At 53.2% G+C, this 21,583-nt stretch carries 16 protein-coding genes; 7 read left to right on the forward strand and 9 right to left on the reverse strand.

The genetic code is table 11. The features are described 5' to 3' along the window. Positions 1–57: 57 nt before the first annotated feature. The 3 genes from ACOYXJ_RS24060 to ACOYXJ_RS24070 are packed head-to-tail and all read right to left on the reverse strand — an operon-like array spanning position 58 to position 4,867. Entirely contained in the window at positions 58–3,483 is a 3,426-nt protein-coding gene (locus ACOYXJ_RS24060; RefSeq protein WP_460371883.1) for a UvrD-helicase domain-containing protein, read from the reverse strand. Between the two features lie 2 nt (positions 3,484–3,485). Further along, a complete protein-coding gene (locus tag ACOYXJ_RS24065; RefSeq protein WP_460371885.1) occupies positions 3,486–4,082 on the reverse strand; it encodes a hypothetical protein in 597 nt (198 codons plus the stop codon). After that, entirely contained in the window at positions 4,079–4,867 is a 789-nt protein-coding gene (locus ACOYXJ_RS24070) for an RNA polymerase sigma factor (RefSeq protein WP_460371887.1), read from the reverse strand. Before ACOYXJ_RS24070 ends, ACOYXJ_RS24065 begins: the two co-directional genes overlap by 4 nt. Before the next feature lie 253 nt (positions 4,868–5,120). Between ACOYXJ_RS24070 and ACOYXJ_RS24075 the strand changes: the two genes are divergently transcribed. From ACOYXJ_RS24075 to ACOYXJ_RS24090, 4 genes are all read left to right on the forward strand, one after another. Next, positions 5,121–5,510, forward strand: coding sequence for a hypothetical protein (locus tag ACOYXJ_RS24075; protein ID WP_460371889.1), 390 nt, complete (start codon positions 5,121–5,123; stop codon positions 5,508–5,510). Between the two features lie 899 nt (positions 5,511–6,409). Next, entirely contained in the window at positions 6,410–8,083 is a 1,674-nt protein-coding gene (locus ACOYXJ_RS24080; RefSeq protein ID WP_460371891.1) for a caspase family protein, read from the forward strand. Beyond that, a complete protein-coding gene (locus ACOYXJ_RS24085) occupies positions 8,080–9,072 on the forward strand; it encodes a S1 family serine peptidase (RefSeq protein WP_460371893.1) in 993 nt (330 codons plus the stop codon). The genes ACOYXJ_RS24080 and ACOYXJ_RS24085 overlap by 4 nt, the downstream gene beginning before the upstream one ends. Further along, complete coding sequence (locus ACOYXJ_RS24090; RefSeq protein WP_460371895.1) at positions 9,069–10,283, forward strand: hypothetical protein; 1,215 nt, start codon at positions 9,069–9,071, stop codon at positions 10,281–10,283. Before ACOYXJ_RS24085 ends, ACOYXJ_RS24090 begins: the two co-directional genes overlap by 4 nt. Positions 10,284–10,640: 357 nt before the next feature. On the opposite strand, the gene ACOYXJ_RS24095 is transcribed toward ACOYXJ_RS24090, so the two are convergent. Continuing rightward, positions 10,641–11,363, reverse strand: coding sequence for a class I SAM-dependent methyltransferase (locus ACOYXJ_RS24095; protein WP_460371897.1), 723 nt, complete (start codon positions 11,361–11,363; stop codon positions 10,641–10,643). A 479-nt stretch (positions 11,364–11,842) separates the two neighbouring features. Between ACOYXJ_RS24095 and ACOYXJ_RS24100 the strand changes: the two genes are divergently transcribed. Both ACOYXJ_RS24100 and ACOYXJ_RS24105 read left to right on the forward strand, forming a co-directional pair. Continuing rightward, positions 11,843–12,037, forward strand: coding sequence for a hypothetical protein (locus tag ACOYXJ_RS24100; RefSeq protein WP_460371899.1), 195 nt, complete (start codon positions 11,843–11,845; stop codon positions 12,035–12,037). 691 nt (positions 12,038–12,728) lie between these two features. Further along, positions 12,729–12,965: a helix-turn-helix domain-containing protein gene (locus ACOYXJ_RS24105; protein ID WP_415760757.1), complete on the forward strand. Its 237-nt coding sequence runs from the start codon at positions 12,729–12,731 to the stop codon at positions 12,963–12,965. A gap of 100 nt (positions 12,966–13,065) precedes the next feature. Here the strand turns inward: ACOYXJ_RS24105 and ACOYXJ_RS24110 are convergent, their stop codons facing one another. The 5 genes from ACOYXJ_RS24110 to ACOYXJ_RS24130 form a co-directional block, all read right to left on the reverse strand. After that, positions 13,066–13,446 (reverse strand): hypothetical protein, encoded by a 381-nt coding sequence (locus ACOYXJ_RS24110; protein ID WP_460373023.1) that lies wholly within the window; start codon positions 13,444–13,446, stop codon positions 13,066–13,068. A 125-nt stretch (positions 13,447–13,571) separates the two neighbouring features. Next, entirely contained in the window at positions 13,572–15,857 is a 2,286-nt protein-coding gene (locus ACOYXJ_RS24115; protein ID WP_460371901.1) for a hypothetical protein, read from the reverse strand. Next, entirely contained in the window at positions 15,850–17,382 is a 1,533-nt protein-coding gene (locus ACOYXJ_RS24120) for a tyrosine-type recombinase/integrase (RefSeq protein WP_460371903.1), read from the reverse strand. The genes ACOYXJ_RS24115 and ACOYXJ_RS24120 overlap by 8 nt, the downstream gene beginning before the upstream one ends. Before the next feature lie 24 nt (positions 17,383–17,406). Next, positions 17,407–18,615, reverse strand: coding sequence for a tyrosine-type recombinase/integrase (locus ACOYXJ_RS24125; RefSeq protein ID WP_460371905.1), 1,209 nt, complete (start codon positions 18,613–18,615; stop codon positions 17,407–17,409). A 195-nt stretch (positions 18,616–18,810) separates the two neighbouring features. After that, on the reverse strand, positions 18,811–20,013 hold the full coding sequence (locus ACOYXJ_RS24130; protein ID WP_460371907.1) for a XylR family transcriptional regulator: 1,203 nt from the start codon (positions 20,011–20,013) through the stop codon (positions 18,811–18,813). A 175-nt stretch (positions 20,014–20,188) separates the two neighbouring features. On the opposite strand from ACOYXJ_RS24130, the gene xylA reads away from it, so the two are divergent. Beyond that, positions 20,189–21,505 (forward strand): xylose isomerase, encoded by a 1,317-nt coding sequence (xylA, locus tag ACOYXJ_RS24135; protein ID WP_460371909.1) that lies wholly within the window; start codon positions 20,189–20,191, stop codon positions 21,503–21,505. Positions 21,506–21,583: the final 78 nt, after the last annotated feature.

Genomic DNA, 21,583 nt, shown 5'->3' on the forward strand with positions numbered 1-21,583 from the left:
AGTGTTCTTGGCCTTCACTAGGTCAATCGCAGCATTGGAAGAAACCGGAAAGCCGATTTAATTATTTTTTCCAACGACAGTCCCATCTGGTAAATCACCACAGATGAAAAAATTGGGGCAAGAGGGGCAAACCCTCGCTTCACGCCTTGGGGCAAAGGCTCCCGACCTGATTTCGCTCAGCATTCGGGTGGTGTTTTCCCTTCGAGTGTTTAGCTTTCGGTCCGTGATGGACATCAGATCGGTAGTCTCGCTTGTGAGGTAAGTGACCTCAACTTTGGCCGAACTGCCATAGTTTTGAGTGACGGCCATGTGGAGTAGGGTGTACTCAATGTCGTCAAATTCATTGGATTTTGGCTTCCCTGTTTTCACTCGCCTTACGATGATCTGACCACTATCGCTACGCGCAACGCTGTCTGGCTTAACGACGATGTCACCATGCACGCCTTCGATTGAAATCGGGACTGCGTGGATCAGCGCGCCCTCGCTTCGGCTTTTGACGAGGTAGTCTACGAGCCGCCTAGCAATGACTCGGTAGTCCTCAGCGTAACCATGATCGACTGCACCTTCAGCCAACCATGCTGTATCGAAGGCTGCGTCAATCTGGCTCTGACTCGGAGTTATACATTCACAGTCGGTTTTCAACCAATTCGAGACGGTCCTGACAGCATTGTGCATTTTGAGGAAAGCCGTTTCAGTGCGGCGCCCCCCAAGCCCCAGGACGTGTGAGTAAAGAAATCTACGCGGACAACGCTCGAACTGCGCAATCTGACTGTCGTCCCAAATGGGCTTTTCCTCCCATAAGATATCCAGTCGAGGTTTAGGATGAACATCCGCCGCCAAAAGCGGTGGGTTGATTGGTTGCGTTAAATGTTGGCGGATTGGGTCTATAAATTTAGATTGATTACGTTTTTTACCATCAGCTTGAAATGACGATGCGTATAGGAACAACTTGTCACGGGATCGGGAAAGGGCAACGAAGAAAAGACACTCTTCCTCTTCCTCGTGCCCGGATTTCACTGCCTCAAGACCTGAAAGCCCTTCAGAACCATAGATTAGGCCGTCTGGAGGTACGCATCGTGGTGGCCTATTGTTGCGGGGTAAGCTTGCGGCCACCATCCCTGGCAGATGAACAGTCGGGAACTCTAGCCCTTTACTGCCGTGAATGGTCATCAGACGCACAGCATCGATTCCGCCAGCCGCCTTTGGTAGATGCCGAAGGCCACGATCACCAGAAATCAAAACCAATCGGCGAATCCGGTCGAGTAGACGAATGCAAGGTAGCCCAGAGCCAGAGGGTTGTTTGAGGCAAAAATTAAGGAATTGCCAAAGAGCCAGCCCTCTCATTTTGCTTTGCGCGTCTGCTGCCAAATGAAGATTTTTTGCGAGGCCTAGACGGTCAATAACCCAAGAGGCCAGGATATTCCACGGGTTCCCCCTTGGATTTAGCCCCTCAAAGAGCTGAGCGATAGATGACAGTTTTACCTTGCTGTCCTCGGAGTATAGGGAAGGCCAACTCTCCTCACTCAGCCAATCTAAAGGTGCAGATTTACTTGCGCGAAGATGCCGGATTAGGTTGACGGTTTCCGGCATCGGCATCTCATAACCCGCCATCGCCGATACTCGGATCAGACCAGTGGCTGAAGCGTCATTGAGTACGGAAAGCATTGCCAACAAGGTTTTTATCTCAGGCCGCTCAAAGATGCTTCCAAGGTGAAGCACAGGAATCCCCCTTGCCTCCAGACCTTCGGCAATTTCGCTCAACCGTGTATTTGACGCACATAAAAGTGCTTGCTCGCGATACGCAGTACCTGACTCACGCTGCTCCCGGATTGATGCGGCGACCGCAGCAATCTCATCCTCGGCTGATCCTACAACTCTATATTCAGGCTTGGCCCCGGCACTTCCTCGGTTAGCAGTTAGCGCCAAAGGTATCGCGCCCATCGACGCTTTCATCGTCGTAGAAAAAGTTGAGAAGGTATCGACTATCTCTTGCCTCGAACGATAGTTGACGCCTAATTGTTCGGCTACTGCACCCGGGAAATCTGTACCAAACTGTGCCATATTAGAAGTCGAGGCACCGCGGAAGCGATATATGGATTGTCGAGCGTCACCAACTACCCAGAGATTTTCGCCTTTTCCCACGATGGCTTTTAAGAGCCTTACCGACGATCGATTGACATCCTGGTACTCGTCGACCAGTACGTGCTTATGCCGCGTCTTTAAGGCATCCCGAACCTCTGAGTCAGCTTCAGCCAAGCGCACGGGAAGTGAAACAAGATCGCCAAAATCAACGACTTGGCCGTCTCTCATCAAACGCTCATAGGTCCCATAAACGAGCGCGACTTCGAGGCATTTTTCGGCTCGGAGTGATGCATCTGTATCGCCTGAAGTGTTGATTACCATTGACTCGGCCAATGCGCGGTATCCGGCTGAGTCTATTGCCTCATCCTTCGCTCGCGAAATAGCGTTCAGAATGTCATTCAGATCGAGCGTCGGGTCCCACAAGTTTCGGTAGTGATGAAGTGAAAGTCGAGGTACCTCGATTTCGAGTAACTCAATGCCTTCGACCCGGTCAATGAGGCGGGGGTCTGGCGGTAACTCCAGCTTTTGATGGAAACGCCGAATAATATCGAGACCAAAGGCATGGAACGTCCCGATCCACATTGCTGCTGCGGCCAATGGGTTAGTAGCTGCGATACGCTCACTCAACTCATTTGCTGCTTTGTTCGAAAACGTCAACACTAAAATTGAGGTAGGGTCTACGCCATCCTGGATGAGACTTTCAACGCGCTGCACCAAGGTCCTAGTTTTCCCGGTACCAGGGCCGGCCTGTAACTGAAAAGGCGTATCGCGATGCGATGCGGCTACATGCTGTGAAGGATCGGAGCTAAAAACAGCCTGCTCAGTAAAACGATCGTTGCCAACCGCCGAATGACTTGGCAGCAATAGAGCGTCTAGCAGTTGCTGTTGAACGATTGGGAGAGGCGCGCCTGTGCGCTGAGCAATTTCTGTAGAAGAACAGCCATTTTCGACATGAAGAGCACGCGCTACTGAACGCGGTAACAGGAACTCGCGTGCAAATAAGTCCATTTTAATTTCACGGCGTTCTCGGGCCCCATAATCCATCAAGCTTTCGGCACCGACTGGAGCATCCTCAATCGACCGTCCGGGTTGCGCATCGACCGTTACAACATCATCTTGGCCTCTTTCCAGCACTAAGTGTCCGAGTTCGTGGGCGACAAGAAATGCGCGATCAAACTCGGTCCCGAGATCCTGGTATAGAATTGCTCCTGCTTGGCTGTCGAATACCGCCTGGCCTCCTTTCAGCGCGGGATCACCCTTGGGCAGAGCATAAACATCAAGTTGGCGTCTATCCGCTTCTTTAATCGCAAATTCAAGGGGGCGCCATGGATCGCTGCCTTCAGCGACTGCCGCCAGATGAATTTTTTCAGCTTCTAATCGTGCCGCGTCCGTTGCGTCCATGTTTAGTCACGAAGCGCTGCTAGCGCCTCCTCTTGAGCACCAGATAGTTGTGAAGTTTCCACTGCATGATCAAATGATATTTGCTCGCTTACCGTTGGCTTCACACTAGATCTAAAACTTTGGCTGGAAACTATAGTCGGAGGTCTCGCTAAGTACTCAAGCATAGTATCAACTGAAGTTCCAAGCTCGCACGCAATTTTCTGAACAAATTTAATCGGATAAGTACTAGATTTAATCGTGCGATCCCTTACTCTTCCCAGAAATAAACTATTTACATTTAATTTTTTTGCAACCTCTCGAAAGGCAGTAGAGCTTAGCTGCACGAAAGGATTCATAATGGATTTTTCTCTTGTGTCGCAAGGCATAGCGGCCTCGAATTGCTTCCAGGCTCGATCTGCTGCGGTGTCAGATGAAAGTTTGTTATCTGATTCGGAATGTTCGGAGTCGAGAAAAAATTCGATAGAACAATCCACTAGTGCAGTTGTGTATTGCGGATACTGTTTAATGTACCGCTCCAACATTAAATGGTTATGCTGTTCTTCCACTGCGAAAGCTAATAAGACTTCCTCTTCAGTAGATATTGACTTGTCAGTACTCATTTTTCAACCTCCTCTTCAAGAGCGGCCTTGAGAGATTTAAGCGCACGGGCGCTTCTGTTTCGCACCGTACGGTCGTCGCACTGAAGCATTCGTGCGATTGTCATGACGGAAGGGTCATTGGACTGTACGGGAATACCCTTCAGTCGGAGCCCAATAACCTGCCTCTGATCCTGTGGCAGTTGGTCAATCGCTGAAAATAAAGCGATCCGGAAAGCTGGATCATCAATTTTGCTTGATTCATCGCCGAGGTAATTGTCTAAAGTGGCTTCTACCTCAGCGGAGAGTGGCGCTCCGTCTATGTCCTGGTGATCAAATGGGACCAAAATCGCGTCGCCAACCTCGGTGTAGAATTTGCGTAGAACAGAAGCCCGAATGGTACAAATAGCCCTGTCAAAACGGATTTCGTAAAAATCTAAAAGCCCATTATGAGAGTGACAGTCATTAGTTATCAGCAGAACAAAGCGGCTGATAATTTCATCGCAAATGTCTGAAGCATTTCCAATATCTGAATCCCAAAGCCTTGAGCGCAGCGACCGGTCAACTCGCGCCAAGAGCAGTCGAAAGGTTTTCTCGAACACCTCATGGTCAGTCGCTCCCCAGGCCCTACGGAGGAAGTAGACCAAAACCTCAGAAGGTACGTAGCTCAAGCTTTTTTTCGGTAGAGCGAACTGCGAAAGCCGTTCACCAGCATCCACCGTTTCCAGTTTTGAAATCCATACCTCAATTTCAGCTGGACGCTGGTAGGGAACACCTTGCTGATCCTTGCGCTTTAACTGTGCTGACATCGCTGCCTCCAGGTTGCATGAGGGGTAGAGCGGTGACGGTATGAAGGAAAACCAACCTTAATTTAACAGTAGTCGACGCATCAACATGCGGATCATCAGTTCAGATTGAATCTAAGGATGCCCGATTGAGCTGCCAAATTGGCGAGGCTCGACGCAGATCATTAGTCCATTTTTACAGTGGACGCCGTCGACCAAGGTAACGAAGAGGCCTCAACAACGTCATTTACAATCCTTTTGGCAGGCAATTGAACTCATGACTCCAAACACGGACAGTCAAGCGACCTCAACAGAACTCACCGGCGGTGCGCGCTTCAGTTACGAAGACATGGTGGTTGCCTACAACCTGACGGCTCTTTTACTTGAAGGGCATGCCGCTGGGCTCCCGGGCATGGTTCAGTCCGTGGCGGTGCAGCAGGCTGCGGATCAGCCGATGGACGACATCATAGTTGAAATAAATGATGTGGAGGGACGACGAGTCCTGCCGTTGCAGGTTAAACGTTCATTGCGTATCTGTGCCGCGGCGAGCAATACCGATTTTCTTGAAGTGATGTCGCCACGCGTAAGAGTCCACAATTTCAGCCAGGCAGAAATGCGTACGGGGTCATCACCGAGCACGTGGCCGTGGCGCCTTTCAGGGCCCTAAGCCGTCTCATTGAATGGGATCGGGCGGGTCCGTGCGGGCCGATTTTGCCAGGCGCTTTGAAGCGGGGAGTAAGGCCGCGACCGCGAAATGTCGGCTCCGGCGAACACTCTACCCCTTAACTGGAGCCACAACCGAAGACGCCGAAGCAGATTTTTATCGTTACTTGGTGGCGCGAAAGATCGATGGATTGGACGAAGGCGGGGTGACCCGTGCCGGACTGGTGACACAGCTACAGGAGATGTTGGTTGAAGATGGTGCCGGCCAAGAGGACCTGTTGTTTGACCGTTTGTGTCGCGTTACCCGCGACGGCGCAGGCCGTGCGCGGAAATAGACGCGGACGACGCTGCTGCAGCAACCGCGTGGCATAGCGCGGCTTCGTATCGCCCCCAGCTATGCTCATGATCTGGACATCATCCCCAGCTCCTACACATTCAAGCCTTTTAACCATGACATTGTGCACGCTGGATGCTTACAAAAACCATTCTTTCGCAGTCTAAAATAATGCAATAGCGCCCAACCGTCTGCCGATCAACCTCTAAGGTGACGGGAATTTTTAGTCCAACATTGGAAGTCGGTTCTGCCGTCCAACAGGCGGTTTAGGGTGAGGGCGAAATGACACACTGAGTGGTATTTTTCGGTTCCGGTTGGAATTGCTCAGGCCGTTCGGGTATTGGCCGCCTCCCTAGACTGAATTGCTCCTTACCTCGCTTCGACTTCAGCCAACCAGCTTTACTCGAGGGTATTTCAGCCTCCATTTGAGAGTTTAGCCATTCGCGGGCGAGCGCTGCTGAGTACGCAATTGATTCAAGTGCTAAATATTCTATTCATTCCTGGTTGCTGGCTATTTAGTGGCTAATCTTGCTTTGAGTCAGAGCTGGGTTGGGCGACGGAGGGGTGAAATGACAACCTTTTTTCATTGCGCAAGGAAACACGCGGGGCCTTTTCTATGGCTTGTGGGCGTGGCCCTGTATGGGAGTGCTGCGCTTGCCGATCTGCAGATCCCCGCTGCTCCGGAATTGGCAAGCCTACCGGCCTGGGCCCAGGAGCGGGTGGCGCCGGTCAAGCGCGCGCTGGTGGTGGGCATCAGCGTCTACAAGCATGCCAACCCGCTGAGCACGCCGCTGTACGATGCCGAACTCGTGTCCAATGCTCTGAAGCGGCTTGATCCGCAAATGGCGGTGACGCAACTATCGGGTAACGATCTGAGTCGAGATGAGCTTCTGGAGCGATTCGAAAATTTCAGGGATAGCCTGCGCCCTGGAGACATCGCCCTTGTGTACTACAGCGGTCATGGCATCGAACTCGGTGGCATCAATTACCTGGTACCGGCAGATGCTGAGCTCAGCCGGCCGGGCGACGAGACCTCGACCTATATCAGCTTGCCCTACCTGATAAACGAGATTCAGGGCACGGGTGCAGGCATCACGGTGATCATCCTCGATGCTTGCCGGAGCAATCCGTTTTCCGCGCCGGTAGCCGATGAGGAATACCTCGATCCCAAAAAGCCAATACCTGCGCCGCCTATGCAAGCCATTGCCAGCAATCAGTACCTGCCGCTAAAGACGCCGCCACAGCAGACCCCAAAAGGGTTCCTGGTGGTGTTTGCCGCGCAGGCTGGCCGACCATCGTACAGCTTGCTCATCGGCGATGAGCCGAAAATTGGCAGTATCTTCACACGCAGCCTGCTGCAAGTGCTTACCACAGAGAACAAGCCTGCATCTTCAGTGTTCAATCGAACCAGCGGTGTTGTTATACGTTTGACCGCGAATCGACAGGAGCCGCTGATCGCCAGCTCCAACGCCGGCGAAATCATGTTCATGGACAATCAGAACCTGGCCAAGGAAGAGCTGGAAACCTGGATTCGTGCTGTCGCCAGTACATCCGACGACGAGCTGATCTATTTCCTCAATGAATTTGTCGACTACTACCCGGCTGGGCCATTTACCGCAGCTGCGCGCAAACGCCTATCGCTGTTGAAGGCCACTCACGAGGCGTTCTCGCGTTCCATGATCAGTAGCGAGCGAGATGTCGGACTATTAAATGGATCTCTCAAGACCCCCGCAGTGAAAGACCGCTTCAACACCAAGGCCTTCGCCAGTTACGACGTCAATGTCAGGGACCTGCCCAGAGGCGGTAATTCCCGGGTGCTTGGCGGTCTCAAGCGGGGGCAGCAGGTCGAGGTCCTGCATGGCAAGACACCTCGCGGCTGGGCGCAGGTCATGCTGGAAGACGGCCAGATTGGCTATGTCGGTAGCGTCTCGGCGCAGAACAAACCTGTCGAGGTCATCAGTCTTGCTGCCAGTGAGCTGCCGGCTTCGGGCGATCTGGCAATGCTTGAGCGCTGGCGTGGGTCTCTAGAACAAGGCCGTTCCAGCGTCGAGATCAAGGTGGGCTCGATCACCGACCCAAACCCTACCCAGGCTTCGCGGATCGCATTGCTGCAGGGGCTGCGCATTCGTGCGCTGATCGAGGCGCAAGGGGTGGCCCGTTCGCACCTGGCGCTGCGTCTGGCCAGCCCCGATGTGCCGATGGACACCGTGACTATCAGCCTGATGAAGGAGGGCGCGCTATGAATGCTCGATTGTTGCTTGCAGCATTCCTACTGCTGTGCGCCAGCAGCGCGTCGCGAGCCGATCCGTGGACCTGGCCGGCACAGGTCACTGGCTCTGAACCGCTACGCAACCTTTATCTACTCGATCGCTACGGGGTCCAGTTGCTAGAGCCGAAAATAGTCGGTGGCGAGAAAGCCAGGCTCGGTGATGATCCGTGGCAGGTCGCGTTGATTGGCGGCGACAACTTCGGTCCGGATCGCCGCCCGTTCTGCGGCGGTGTGCTGGTCGCAGATACCTGGGTGCTGACGGCTGCTCATTGTGTCGACGACAACACCCGGCCATCTCAGATCAGTGTACTGGTCGGCGCGACAGATGTCGGACCGGACGGCGGCGCCAAGCGCGTCGAAGTAAGCCGGATCATTCTGCATCCCCTCTACCTTTCAGGTAAACCGCCGCGCCATGACCTGGCCTTGCTGCAGCTGGCCTCGTCAGCCGCAGGCAGATTCACTGCGGCTATTGCCACGCTTCCGCTGGAGGACGAGGCGAAAGCCTTGGCTGGTCAGGCGACCGCAAGGGTGACGGGGTGGGGGGTACTTGGCGCTGGCGACGAATACGGGGTGCGCCAGCTACGTTTCGTCGACCTGAAGATAGTCTCCAACCGTACTTGCAATGATCGTGTCGCCTACAAGGGGCGAATCACCGACTACATGTTTTGTGCCGGTTTCGCCGATAGGCTCGAACCCAAGGACTCTTGCCAAGGTGATAGCGGGGGACCTTTGACCGTGAGGCTGGCTGGCAAGCGCTACCTAGCTGGCATTGTCAGCTGGGGAGATGGCTGCGCGATACAGGAGCGGCCGGGTGTGTACACGAGAGTCCCGCGTTACAGCGCGTGGGTCGCCGATTGCCAGCAAGGCAAGGCGTCCTGCACCTCACCGACCTTCAGCGTGATCGAGCATGCAGGAGAAGAAAGAACAGTGTCGTTCTCAGAACAACAAGGAGCAGGACAATGAAGGCAAAAAACGCTGTAACGCTGCTCGGCGGCGTGCTGTTACTGGCAGGTTGCTCGCACCAAGCGGAGCAGGAGTTCACACCGGCCGGCCCAGTAGCCGGGCTGCAGGTGGCGATCGGCGATTGCATGGTTGTCAGACCGGCGCCAACAGCAAAGACAACAGAAGAGGGCAACAAGGAACTGATGACCGCTCTGGCCTCAGCCCTAATCAGTCAGGGTGTCAACTACCTAGGACGGGCGGCGACCGCGGCCGGGGAGGCCAAGACTTGGACTACACAGGGCGCACGAAACTTCCAGGCCACCGCAAGTGCATTTCCGCAATGCATACAAGTAGTGCGCGGTCGGTTCTTCACCGAGGGACCGGGGCAGACGAAATGGAGCCCGCCAGGCAACTCCGGCTGGCCGAGCAATACCAAGGCCGAACTCGATGCGCGTGGACTATTCCTTACCGGTATGCCGGACTTTCTTTTCGAAGCGCAAATTGTGCCCTCGCAAGACCTGACTTCGTTTGCCATTCGACCTGCCATCGCCACCTACCTGACACCAATCGACACCCGATTCCTGCGCCTGGGTAAGGAGCGCAATATCGCCCTATTCTTTGCGATCACCTCGCCGGGTACCAAGCCGACGCTGGACAGCAATCCGGGGGCCACCCTGGTGCTTGGCACGCTTCAACCGGCGAGCACTCGCCGCTACTCAGTTAATGGCCCAGTGACAAGCCCTTATGAGTCGCCCTGGTTCACCCTGACGCTCAAGGATGCCTACAAGCCACTGACCCTGTCTGTACTGATGAGCGAAACACAGGGTGAACAGGCATTTCTGGCATTCATGGGGGCGTTGCTCAGCGATCCGAAGGTGATTGCTGCAGCTAATGCGGATCTTGCCAATCAGTTAGTGCCTCCCATACGGCAGGCTAATGAGCTGGCGGCAGATACCAGGCAGTACGAGTCCGATAGCAAGCGAGAAGGCTTCTATCTGACAGCACGCGAGAAGCTGCTGGACTGCGCCGACGCGAAGGATCCCGCTGCCATGCGCAAGGCGGCCAAAGAAGCCGTGAGTGCGATGCGCCAATACTTCGTTACAGACACCGCAACGCGCTCACCAAAAGGTAATATCAGTAAAAGCCTGATTGCCAGGATCGATGTGGAAGGAGCGGCGAGCAGCTTGAAAAGCAGTTGTCAGTCTGTGCTCAAGGGGCTACCGGACGATTGATACTTTCCGATCGCGAGTACTTCAAGCCACTCTGCTCATAACGAAGCAACGTAGTAAGCACAAATGCAGCGCCAGAGCACAATTTACGGGCTTGCAATCATAGGAATGAGCGTCATGATGCGTAATTGCATGGACTTGACCACCCATTTGCATTGGACTTGACCATTGGTTTGCATCGAATTTGACCAGCGCACGGGGTGCACCTTGATCGGTAGAATTCGACCCAGAGCGGACATCGAGACGTCCGCTGTGGCTTGCTGCTGGCAGGCATGAAGCGCCCAGTCAAGGCTTCGCCTTAGAGGAAATCCACGGCGTGCCGTTAAGCTCTCTTACGTGGTCAAGGCGGACTCGAACCATTTACGTGTTTGAGGTACGTCGAGCCAGTATGGAGATGATCACGGGCGTGGGCTTTCCCGGGGGCAAGTTCGGGTTCGGCGTCTGAACATATGGAAATGTTGCCCCTTGATTCCAAGCCAGCACATGCACTGCGGTCACGCTAAATCCTGAATTCTTGAGCATGTACTCGTTGTATTCCTCCGCCAATCCGGCTTTGATCTGATCCTCGCTAACGCCGGGTGGAACTGCACCGCGTTGCACAGTGTGTACCCACTCGACGGATGCTGGGCAGAGAGGCAGATCAACCAATCGATCTTCAACATTTTCTCGGTAAACTTTGGGCTTTTCATCGATGCGCAAGTTGGCCGGAGTGCGTTTGTCATTGTCGTCTGGATGAGAACCGATGAACCATCCGACGACGACCTTTGGCTGGAACGCCTTGATCGCCTTTAGCAGTTCGTCGGACGGCTCGAACAAGTCAGAGTTGACGACTTCCGCAGTAACTCCGTGGTCCTTCAACCGAGACCGAGCGAGATCGATCAAATGGACGTTGTTGTCAATCGCCAGGACAGATCGGCTTTTAGCTAGGCTTAACGTGCTCCACCCAGATCCGCATCCCACTTCTAAGGTCGCTTCAGCGGGAGCAATCTGGCTTAGGTGATTGTAGATATCTTCACTGGCGAATTGAGCTGATTCACGCTCCCAAAACTCCGAATAGTCTTTTGGTGTCATCCTTTGAAGCATTGCCCTCTCCTTTAAACATGCCATATTTTTCCGCTGTATAACTAAGCGGTATAGGTGTTAACGGCCATCGGGCACGAAAGCTTTAACGATCGGGTGGCATGTGCCAATGTCCTTCGTGGCGCCGCTCGGGAACAATTTACTGCATTACGACCGGTTTTTGCCTTTGCTCACCGGCTGCATAGCTACTTCTGCCGGTCAAGGCGCCCCCTGCGCTGGTCAAATTCGATGCAAACAGGTGGTCAAGTGGAATGCAATCAATTGATGCGGTAACAGTGGATGCTCGTCCGAGTCACGGCGGTGACCTAGCGCGCTTGCGGCCGTCATGCGTGAGTCAGTATATGTGACGGTATTGGAAGGCGTTCGCGTAAGCCCAACACCATAAACGTGACGAGGGGCGGAGGTACCTCTATTCATGCCGCGTCAGTACCTTGGAGTGTTAACCTGAAACACCTGTCCATCGCAATTTGCTGGAGCTACCTATGACTCGCAAGGTGATCCTGGAACTTGATCTGAACGAAAATGATTTTGATGCGCTGACACAACTGATCGCGGATCCGAAAAGCATCGCTCTAACCATTGCTCCAAAGGACCCCAGGATGCAGGGTCGCGTGATCGATCTGCTGGTACAGATCGGCGATGCCGTTGAGAGGATTCCAACAACCGCGCCCCAGTGACTATTCTCCGCCGACATTACCCCAGGGACATATCTGCTTGACCTTACGCAAGGAAGGAGGCAGCAGAGCAGTGGGTACCTATTGAGCACCCGTAACACTATTCAATACCCTTTCGATAAGTGCCGATAACTGAACCTGATGGGGTTCAAGGTGCGGTTGATGACCAAATCCAGGGGGGTCGCCCATTTTGTATAAGATTGTGCACTCCTGGATATTTAAGGGGAAAACTAGCGCATCGTCGGTATACATGAATCCGGAGGCGACCTGGAAAATGTATTTCGTTCGTACGCGCCCACCTGGCGCTTGGAACCGCCCGTGGGCTATGGCTATGAGAGGTTGGACGACCCAACGGTCTGTAGCATTGAGCCAAGGCGGTAACGCCATCTGAACATCCACAATGCAAGACGGAGAGCCGTCGTAGTTGCGATCGTCTAAGAATCTCACCAATTCAGTGCTGCAATCAAAACCCTTTATCTGGACACAGGCCTCGCGATCCAACTCATCCAGCACTGCCACGTAGACACGAGCCGTCTCGGGCAAAGCGCTTTTCGTTTTTGTTGGCTTAACCATAATCAACCCTCAATGAGCCCTATAGATTGTAGTGCTATAGGATTCAAAAAGGCTTCATCGTTCCTTTTGCATGGTGAGCAAAATGGAATTGAAGGAAGCGTTTGCAGAGGCCCTACGGAATATGAGATTGCGCAAGGGGCTCACACAAGAGGATTTTGGTCTGGTCAGTAGCCGAACCTACATCAGTAGCCTGGAGCGGGGCATGAAGGGAGTCACCCTGGAAAAAGTGACTCAGCTTGCAGATAGAATGGAAGTGCATCCACTCAGCCTGCTTGTAGAATGCTTTAGGGTGCAGTCAGGCGATACGCTGGACGAGCTTTTTGAGACGATTCGAGCGCAATTGACCGAAGCACGCTGATACATCATCTGATGATCAATGATTCACGACCTGAGAAACACTCTTCATAGGCTGTCTAATCCTAGCCGTAATCGCGGCGCAATTGACCGGAGGAGGGGGGTTAGTCAGGCTCTTGCGCTCTAAGCTCCGGTAGGACCATCAGCGTATGTTCATCGTAACGAGGAAAAAACAGCTGCCATGCACGAAGGCCACCCAATTCACCTACGGCCAAGATTATTGCTTTGTGGGAGGCTGTCAGCAAAGCGACTTGCCGCTCTAAGTCCGCTATACGCTCGTCTTTCATCGCAAGAGTGGTTAACAAGTGTTTTTGAGAGTTTTTTTTCGCTCGTTCGACCCACTGGTTTCGGACCACTTGCAATTGCTGGTACTGCGCAATCAAGTCGCTGCGATAGGTGTCCCGGGTGAGGCTGGAAACGGCACCTAGATTCTCGATTTTACGCACAATGGCATGGGCGGTTATTTTCTCACCGCTGTCCAGCATGGCTTCGAGAACGCGAACGAGATTATCATCAAGCTGACTAGCACTGACGGTGCGGCGGACAGGTTTGCTCAGCGCTGACATAATTTCTCCGCTAGCTAGGTAACAGGGCAGCAGCGTGAAGGTAACTAGCCTTCGAACAAGTCTACTTGATGGACCTGTACCGACAAATCTGGACCATCTGGAAAAGGTTTTTCACCCGGTCGGCACGCCAATGCTCGATCAATATTCTCTAAGGTTTTCTTGGCATGATTCAATTGGTTTGTTCTACCAATACTGTCGCTCACGCGAGCCTCAATTTTGTTAACGGCTAATGCAATTTTTTCACGAAGCACCACCAAATTTTGCTGATGTGTTTGCAAGTCGGTAACACAAAGATGACGGCACCCGCCGTAACACTCTAAGTGTTTTGGACACGGATTGGTTACGAAACTGTTGATGCAAAACCCATAAGGCGTAACGTGAAATCCATCAGCTTCTCCCGCCAGATAGAGAAATGCTGCCTCATCGCCCATTGTTTTCTGAATCTCTCGAAACTCATCAACAACTGGACCGGAAACCTTTCCACTCAGAACCATCGCTAGCACCTGCGAGCTGCCTGCCGACAATAAGTCTTGCGCAGCCTGGGGTAAATCCATCGAGGCAAGTTCCTCGAGCAAACTGCGATGATCGTACTGGTACGACTGCTCAACGCTACGACGGCCATAACGTTTAGTTATGATCGTGTCAGCCACCCCCATCCTAAAGAGTTCACTGTTTTGAACGTGTCGCAGAGAATGACTATTGATGGTAAGGCCTTGGTTCTCTTCGTTACGACCATACCGTTGAAAAAATGTGGTGTTTGCACTCTGACTTTTATAATAGTGGTTTCGCAAATCGACCGTATCGAGAATGCCAATAAAACAGTATTTACGAATATCGCACAGCCCGTCATTTCGCCCCTCTGATAGCGCGCGTATGGGCGCAAGAAATAACAGGTCATACGGCGGTATCGAACCTGCAGTGGTGCGCAACGGTTTTAGGGGGGAGAGCTTGGACGGCATTTTTAATCTCACCAGTTGCTCCATCTCCGAAATATTAAAGTACCCAGTCCTAAAGTTTACCTTACAAGGCGCGCCGGATACTGTGCGAAAAGGGGTTAGCGATTCATAGCCTTTACGCAGCACAGCGAAATACTGACGAACAACATTCTTCAGTTTTCCACCCTGTTCTTTTAATAACAACTGCCGACTTTCAATTTCATCCAGGACACCAATATCGTAATTTTTCCTGTACTGGGCAATCAGTCGAGCTTCCTGGTCATCTTCAAAAACAAACGGGTTGCCGGTCAAACACGGATAGAGGTCCGCAGCAGCCACCAGTTCGTCCGGTTGAAAGTCAGCAAAAATCCGATTGGATTCATACTGTTTCTTAAGAGTGCTGCGGAGCGGTTGGGTAAGCAAAAGCACCCGCCCCAGAAACTGAGTAATAATCTCTCTGAACATCTCGGGAATGTGCTGAATATCTGGATACAAAAGCTTGCCGTCTTTATCCGAAATACTTCTTTTTTCCACAAAATATTTAAGAGCGATCGATGAGGAAATACCACCATGCTCACCTGCGGAAATGCCCTTTTTACTCAGATAAGAAAACTCCTGGCACCAATCGGCTGGCATGAGTGGTGTTTCGCCCATCCGCAGACCACAGAGCACCAGAATCTTGGCTTGCGCAAACCTCAACTCGTCATAAAATGTCTGTGGCTCTTCGGTAAAAACAATCCGGATCAATTCCCAGAATGCATTGTAATCGGGAAGACGCTCAGAGCGTTTGCGCTCCGAAAGGCTTTGTCGAAAGTTAGACGTGTCGTCGCGATTGTTACGGTGTTTAACGCTCACTGCAGGCAGCAAAGGAGTGCGGTCAGTCAGACAATTAAAGTCCAAAACATTTTGTACTGAATTGCTAATTCCTCTGGCCAGTTGGCCGGAAGGCTGTAACAGTGATGCGAATTTAAGTGCAGACGCAATGTGATCAACGCTCAGCTCCCACGGCTCAGCGTTACCGCAACAAGATGCAATGACACGAATGGTTCGCACGATGTACTGGCTGGCATGCGCTGCGGATGCACCTTTCACATAAATATAATGAATAGCGCATGCTTTGATTAAGTCTTGCCACGCGTTCGACAGCATCGTCCTTGTGATGGAGGGCATCCCTTGTGTGCTGCGCTCCGCGTTGATCAACGCCAGGGTTTTTATATCGGTCCCTAAGTCCGCAAGCCAATAAGGGATTCGGGGATTGCCCGCCATACGGAACAGCGGCCATCCTTCACCTTTTTTTACGGTTCCATCAGGTGCAGTGGGGATGTCCCAGTTGACGCCTTTGGAGATGGCGAGCATTTTATTTTTTTCAATAAAATCTCTAAAGTTATTATTCATTATCAAAGGCGCCATTTAGCTCATCAATGACATGTTCCACCCGCTCCAGGACATCTTGCAATTGCGAATAAGCGGGGGAGTAGTTCTCGCCTCTTGATGCGTTGTAAAATTGCAGCACAACAGGGCGCAAACCGTCACGAACCTCTTCATGAATCTTAGAATTCTGGACCGCCAGGAAACGATCACAGCCATAACATGACAATACCGGATTCTTTGCACATAACCCTTGGCCAAGGGTACACATGCCAATTCCCGCTATGGGTATTCCGTGTGGCATACCGCCTATTTGGTGCGCGGGTAGTGCGTTCGATAAGTCCTCCGTACTGATCGTTCGGGTTCTGGCAATACGCTCAATTTTGCTATATATCGGGGAAATGGCCAGAGCGCGATTCACCCGCTCGGCCTGCGTCGGTGATGATTCAAAATAAACCAGCCCGGTCATTGACCAGCTGTGCCCCATGTATTCAGCGAGTTCTTCCTGGGTGGCACCTGCGTCCACCATACGCTGCGCAGCGCTGTGCCTGAAATCCGTGCTACTACGACCATCCAACCCCAGTTCTGCGGTGAGTCTTGCCAGCGATGTGACGACACCTGCTGGCGTCAGGCCAAACAAGGAATCGGCTAGAGCACCGGGTGATTGAGGGAACGCTTGGCCCGTGGTTCGCCGGCGATGCAACTCTACAAAGAGATTGGTCCACTCGCGTTTTATCTTTCTTAACATCGGTATAGGGGCCGTGCTCTTGCGTTGTTTCCCTCGAAAAAATCGCAACTGCACACTGGCGGTCTTTTCAAAATTAAATATCTTCAGATGTTCCACTTTAAGTTTGGCGATCTGCTTGGGGCGCATCGCAAACTGATAGCAAATACACAAGATACAAGCACTAATTAAAAGAGGTGTTTTGGCGTGAGTCAGATCATGGCTTGAGGCGTCATTGAGCGAGTCCAGAAAATCAATGATTTTCCGATCCTCATATAAATCAAGAAATACATCACCGTTCCGAACACTGGCATATTTATCCACGGAGTGTTGAGGGAGCGCTGCAATTCGGGGTCTGGAATCATTATTTAGAAGTCCCACTGATTGACCGCAACAAAATAACAGCAACGACTTTAGCGCGCGCAAAGGATGATTATTACACGCCGTCATTATTTCGCACCGCCACTTATCATCGATACTCAGGGACGGTGTAAGTGAGAGGTCTAACGTCGTATATATAAGGCTTTTTTCGAGCCTTTGAAGTGCCTGGAAATACATTTTAAAGGTTGCGCATGCCAATTCAGAAACGGAACGAGCTAGCCACAGTTTCATTAGGTGTATCAATTCTACGTCAAAGGAATTGAAATCAAACTCTAGGAACTCACCATTAACTTCAAAGGACCATGCGTTTTCCTCGGGATTTCTGATGGTTTTCCAGCAGTCTGCAAAATCATCCCAATAACGGATTACGGAGGGCAGGGGAGGCAGGGAGGCCAACGCCTCTAACAGTCTCGCGTGTCCAGGAAAGCCCGACTGACTCCGCTGCATGCGCTGCTCCTTCATCTGCCCTTTTTAGGAGCGCAGATGGCTGACATGGACGTCAAATGCATGATTCCAAACGGTGGCTAAGCGATCCTCAAAAAAAGCTCGTGCGTACCGTCGTGGCATATCCGAGGTGCGGGCCCAGCCAAAAAAAGCTCGCAGTCTCTGGATTGCCATCTCAAGGTCATCGCCATTTTCTACAAATTGATGAAGCCTAATGGTCGCACACGTATGCCGCATGTCGTGCGGTGTAATACAACCGGCCCCGCGATACTGCTGAAGTGCTTGGCGTGCCTCGGCGGTGAGCTGACGTGTGACCGTGACAAAAATACCATTGACCTGGCGTAATGATAGTGGATTGCCTTCCAGCGAGGAAAATAAGTAACTGTGTCGGGTCGAGGGTCGGTAGCTTTCGACAAAGGTCCTGATCAGGCTGGCCAACGCTGGCGGTACGGGTAGCTGCCGGGCGGCATTGTTGTTTTTTAGGCTAGGTTGTTCCGGGCGTGGATCTCGCTGATACGGATTGTCGCCGACATTCAACCAGTTCACGGTTCCCACAGTTGGGGTGAAGCGCTTTTCACTTTTTAATGCATCCATCGGCAGCACCAGGGTTTCACCGCGACGTAATCCAAGATGCAACATTAGTAGGCACAATACGTAATTACGCCAGCGTAACGTGCTGTTTCTAAAAGGATTACGCGCCGAGTACGGATCAATGATCTGGTAAAACTCGTCCAGTACCGGGCTTGGCAAGGCTCGGACAATCTCAGCCGGCGGTGCGGGCGCCATCCCCAGCGAGTCAAACAGCTTCTCCAGGCGCTCCAGACGCATGCTCAGCCGCCAAAGCATGTCGGGATCGGCATGACTCTTCACCAGGCGTTGAACACAACTTTTGACGAAAACGTAGGCCACACGCCAGTTGGGATGGTAGTTGGCCGCAGTCTGGGCGCCATGATTCCTTGCCGTGATGAAAAACGTCTCAAGACAGGCTTCAAGCTCATCGAATTTGAGCTCCGCAATCAAGCGATCAAGGCAGTCAGTTTGGTACAGCCGTTTGGCAGACTGGTACAGCTGTTCGATGACGGACAGCTGGGTTCGTAGTGTGGACGGGGCCAAGCTGGCACCGTCCAGTGAAGACCAGACCGTCGACCAATAGCGCGGTCGTCCACGGTCATCGGTCAGCAACCAACCAATTAGCCCGGATGGCACGGAATTGTCTTTCAAACGAACAATGGGCATAAGCGCAACAGCTGAAGCTGCTCCTTATGGTAGGACGCGTTGCAGTTGAGCCTAGGTAATTTCCTGTGTAACGCAACACTCACGAACATGCTCGTCATACGTGTAATGTATATTATGTTAAATCATGTATTACGCTACGCGCCCTTGCAACAACGCCTGCCGCCATTTCGACAACCAGTCACCACCTTATAGATCTCAACAACCACCTGCACCGTTTAACGCATTCCCCGTTCCCATCTGATACTCCCGAGGCGTACAACCCAACTCCCGGCGAAACACCGTGTGCAGATACTGCGCAGATTTAAACCCGCAACTGCGCGCAACGTCGGCGATCACCGAGTCAGTATTTTTCAATCCGCTGGTGGCCGCTGCCAGTTTGAAACGCAGAATCTCGTCATGCACGCTGCAACCACGCTCGCTGCGAAAATGCGCTTCAAGTGACGAACGCGAAACACCAACATAAGCCGCCACCTGCGCCGTTTTAATGCCTTGGCAAGCATATTGGCGAATGAACAGCAGCGCCTGCATGACGTACGGATTGCCCAATGGCTGGTGCAAACTCGACACCTGCACATTGACCGCATCAGGAGGAATCAGGATCTGCGTGCCGGTCGATGGCATGCCGTGCAGCATCTGGTGGAGCAATTGCGCGGCGGTACGGCCCATGGTTTCGGTGCCCTGAATGACTGAGCTCAGCGGCACCCGGGTCAGGCTGCGGGTCAGCGGATCATTGTCGATGCCGATCAATGCCACCTGCTCCGGCACGGCAATCCCGGCGGTCAGGCAGGCCTGCAGCAACTGCCGCGCCCGGGCGTCGCTGACGGCGATGATGCCGATGGGCTTGGGCAGGCTTTGCAGCCAGGCGATCAGTTGTTCGACGGCGCTGTCCCACAGCGGTGCGCTGGTGCCCATGCCGCGATAGATTTCAGCGTGCAAGCCGTCGCGTTTCATCAGTTTGCGAAAGGCTTTTTCCCGCTCCTGTGCCCAGCGATTGGCTTGCGCTTCCGGTAGGCTGAAGCAGGCAAAGCGCTGCAGTCCCGCCTCGATCAAATGCGTATAGGCCAGTGTCATCAGCGCATTGTTATCGGTGGCGACGTAGGGAATCGCTTTTGGATAGGCGCGTTTATCCTCGTACGAGCCCCCTACCGCTACCACCGGCATCTGGATATCGGCTAACGCCTCGCCAATCAGCGGATCGTCGAAGTCGGCGATGATCCCGTCGCCTTGCCAGCGCTCGATGCCCTTCAAGCGACAGAGAAAGTCCTCCTCGAGAAACAGGTCCCAAGAGGCGCGGGTGCTGCTCAGGTAGTTGCCGATGCCGCTGATGATGCCACGGTCGTAGATCTTGCTGCCGTTGAACAACAGGGCGATGCGGTGAACAGGCGGTATGGTTTTCATTGTTTTTATGCTTGTTCCGGGCCTCTGGTCACGGAGGCGATTGGCACAGACTAGGCGCCTGGCAGAAGAAGCTCAATACGCAAAATCGCACCCTGTGTTGATGTTTTTCATAATCAGGGGGTACAGGGCCGTTGCTAGTATCGAGACACCGCCAAGAACAACAAGGACAAGGTCCATGCAGTATTTCCCCGATGTCGATGCGATTCGCTACGAAGGCCCGGATAGCGATTCTCCCCTCTCCTTTCGTCACTACGACGCCGACAAACTCATCCTCGGCAAACCCATGCGCGAACACCTGCGCATGGCTGCCTGTTACTGGCACACGTTTGTCTGGCCGGGTTCCGATGTGTTCGGCGCGGGGACGTTCAAGCGCCCATGGCAACACGCGGGCGACCCGATGGAACTGGCCATCGGCAAGGCGGCAGCGGCCTTCGAATTCTTCTCCAAACTGGGTATCGACTATTACTGCTTCCATGACACGGACGTCGCCCCAGAAGGCCAGTCACTGAAGGAGTACCGCAACCACTTCGCGCAAATGGTCGATCACCTCGAGCGACATCAGGAACAAAGCGGGATCAAGCTGCTGTGGGGCACCGCCAACTGCTTCAGCAATCCGCGTTTCGCTGCCGGCGCCGCGAGCAATCCGGACCCCGAAGTATTCGCCTGCGCCGCTGCTCAGGTGTTCAGCGCCATGAACGCGACCCATCGCCTGAAAGGCGCCAACTACGTGTTATGGGGCGGTCGCGAAGGCTACGAAACCCTGCTCAATACGGACTTGAAGCATGAACGCGAACAGCTGGGCCGCTTCATGCGCATGGTGGTCGAGCACAAGCACAAGATCGGTTTCACCGGCGACTTGTTGATCGAACCCAAGCCCCAAGAGCCAACCAAGCACCAATACGATTACGACAGCGCCACCGTATTCGGCTTTCTCCAGCAGTTCGGACTGGAGCACGAAATCAAGGTCAACATCGAGGCCAACCACGCGACCCTGGCCGGGCACAGCTTCCATCACGAGATCGCGACGGCCGTCTCGCTGGGGATTTTCGGCAGCATCGACGCCAATCGGGGTGATCCGCAAAACGGTTGGGACACCGATCAGTTCCCCAACAGCGTCGAAGAAATGACCCTGGCCACCTATGAAATCCTCAAGGCTGGCGGGTTCAAGAACGGCGGTTTCAACTTCGACTCCAAGGTTCGCCGGCAAAGCCTTGATCAGATCGATCTGTTCCATGGCCACGTCGGTGCCATGGACGTTCTTGCCCTGTCTCTGGAGCGCGCAGCGGCCATGGTGCAGAACGACGAGCTGCAACGGCTCAAGGATCAACGCTACGCCGGTTGGCAGCAGCCGTTCGGGCAGGCGGTGATGGCCGGTGACTTCAACCTTGAATCGCTGGCCGAGCACGCGTTCACCAACGAGTTGAACCCGCAAGCCGTCAGCGGCCGCCAGGAAAGGCTCGAGAACATCGTCAATCGGTTCATCTACCGCTGATCACACAGGGAGTCTGCGGGCGTATCCACGCGGTGACATTTCTACGACAAATCTGTGCCTGCGGCGTCTGCGGATTCT

This window comes from Pseudomonas sp. Tul2A7 (assembly GCF_054790505.1).

Excerpts from the sequence above, each read along its gene's own strand:
- ACOYXJ_RS24070 (WP_460371887.1), bottom strand. The coding sequence starts at position 4,867 with ATGTCAGCACAGTTAAAGCGCAAGGATCAGCAAGGTGTTCCCTACCAG.
- ACOYXJ_RS24120 (WP_460371903.1), bottom strand. The coding sequence starts at position 17,382 with ATGCAGCGGAGTCAGTCGGGCTTTCCTGGACACGCGAGACTGTTAGAG.
- ACOYXJ_RS24095 (WP_460371897.1), bottom strand. The coding sequence starts at position 11,363 with ATGCTTCAAAGGATGACACCAAAAGACTATTCGGAGTTTTGGGAGCGT.
- ACOYXJ_RS24100 (WP_460371899.1), top strand. The coding sequence starts at position 11,843 with ATGACTCGCAAGGTGATCCTGGAACTTGATCTGAACGAAAATGATTTT.
- ACOYXJ_RS24085 (WP_460371893.1), top strand. The coding sequence starts at position 8,080 with ATGAATGCTCGATTGTTGCTTGCAGCATTCCTACTGCTGTGCGCCAGC.
- ACOYXJ_RS24125 (WP_460371905.1), bottom strand. The coding sequence starts at position 18,615 with ATGCCCATTGTTCGTTTGAAAGACAATTCCGTGCCATCCGGGCTAATT.
- ACOYXJ_RS24130 (WP_460371907.1), bottom strand. The coding sequence starts at position 20,013 with ATGAAAACCATACCGCCTGTTCACCGCATCGCCCTGTTGTTCAACGGC.
- xylA (WP_460371909.1), top strand. The coding sequence starts at position 20,189 with ATGCAGTATTTCCCCGATGTCGATGCGATTCGCTACGAAGGCCCGGAT.
- ACOYXJ_RS24090 (WP_460371895.1), top strand. The coding sequence starts at position 9,069 with ATGAAGGCAAAAAACGCTGTAACGCTGCTCGGCGGCGTGCTGTTACTG.
- ACOYXJ_RS24075 (WP_460371889.1), top strand. The coding sequence starts at position 5,121 with ATGACTCCAAACACGGACAGTCAAGCGACCTCAACAGAACTCACCGGC.
- ACOYXJ_RS24110 (WP_460373023.1), bottom strand. The coding sequence starts at position 13,446 with ATGCTGGACAGCGGTGAGAAAATAACCGCCCATGCCATTGTGCGTAAA.
- ACOYXJ_RS24060 (WP_460371883.1), bottom strand. The coding sequence starts at position 3,483 with ATGGACGCAACGGACGCGGCACGATTAGAAGCTGAAAAAATTCATCTG.
- ACOYXJ_RS24105 (WP_415760757.1), top strand. The coding sequence starts at position 12,729 with ATGAGATTGCGCAAGGGGCTCACACAAGAGGATTTTGGTCTGGTCAGT.
- ACOYXJ_RS24065 (WP_460371885.1), bottom strand. The coding sequence starts at position 4,082 with ATGAGTACTGACAAGTCAATATCTACTGAAGAGGAAGTCTTATTAGCT.
- ACOYXJ_RS24080 (WP_460371891.1), top strand. The coding sequence starts at position 6,410 with ATGACAACCTTTTTTCATTGCGCAAGGAAACACGCGGGGCCTTTTCTA.
- ACOYXJ_RS24115 (WP_460371901.1), bottom strand. The coding sequence starts at position 15,857 with ATGAATAATAACTTTAGAGATTTTATTGAAAAAAATAAAATGCTCGCC.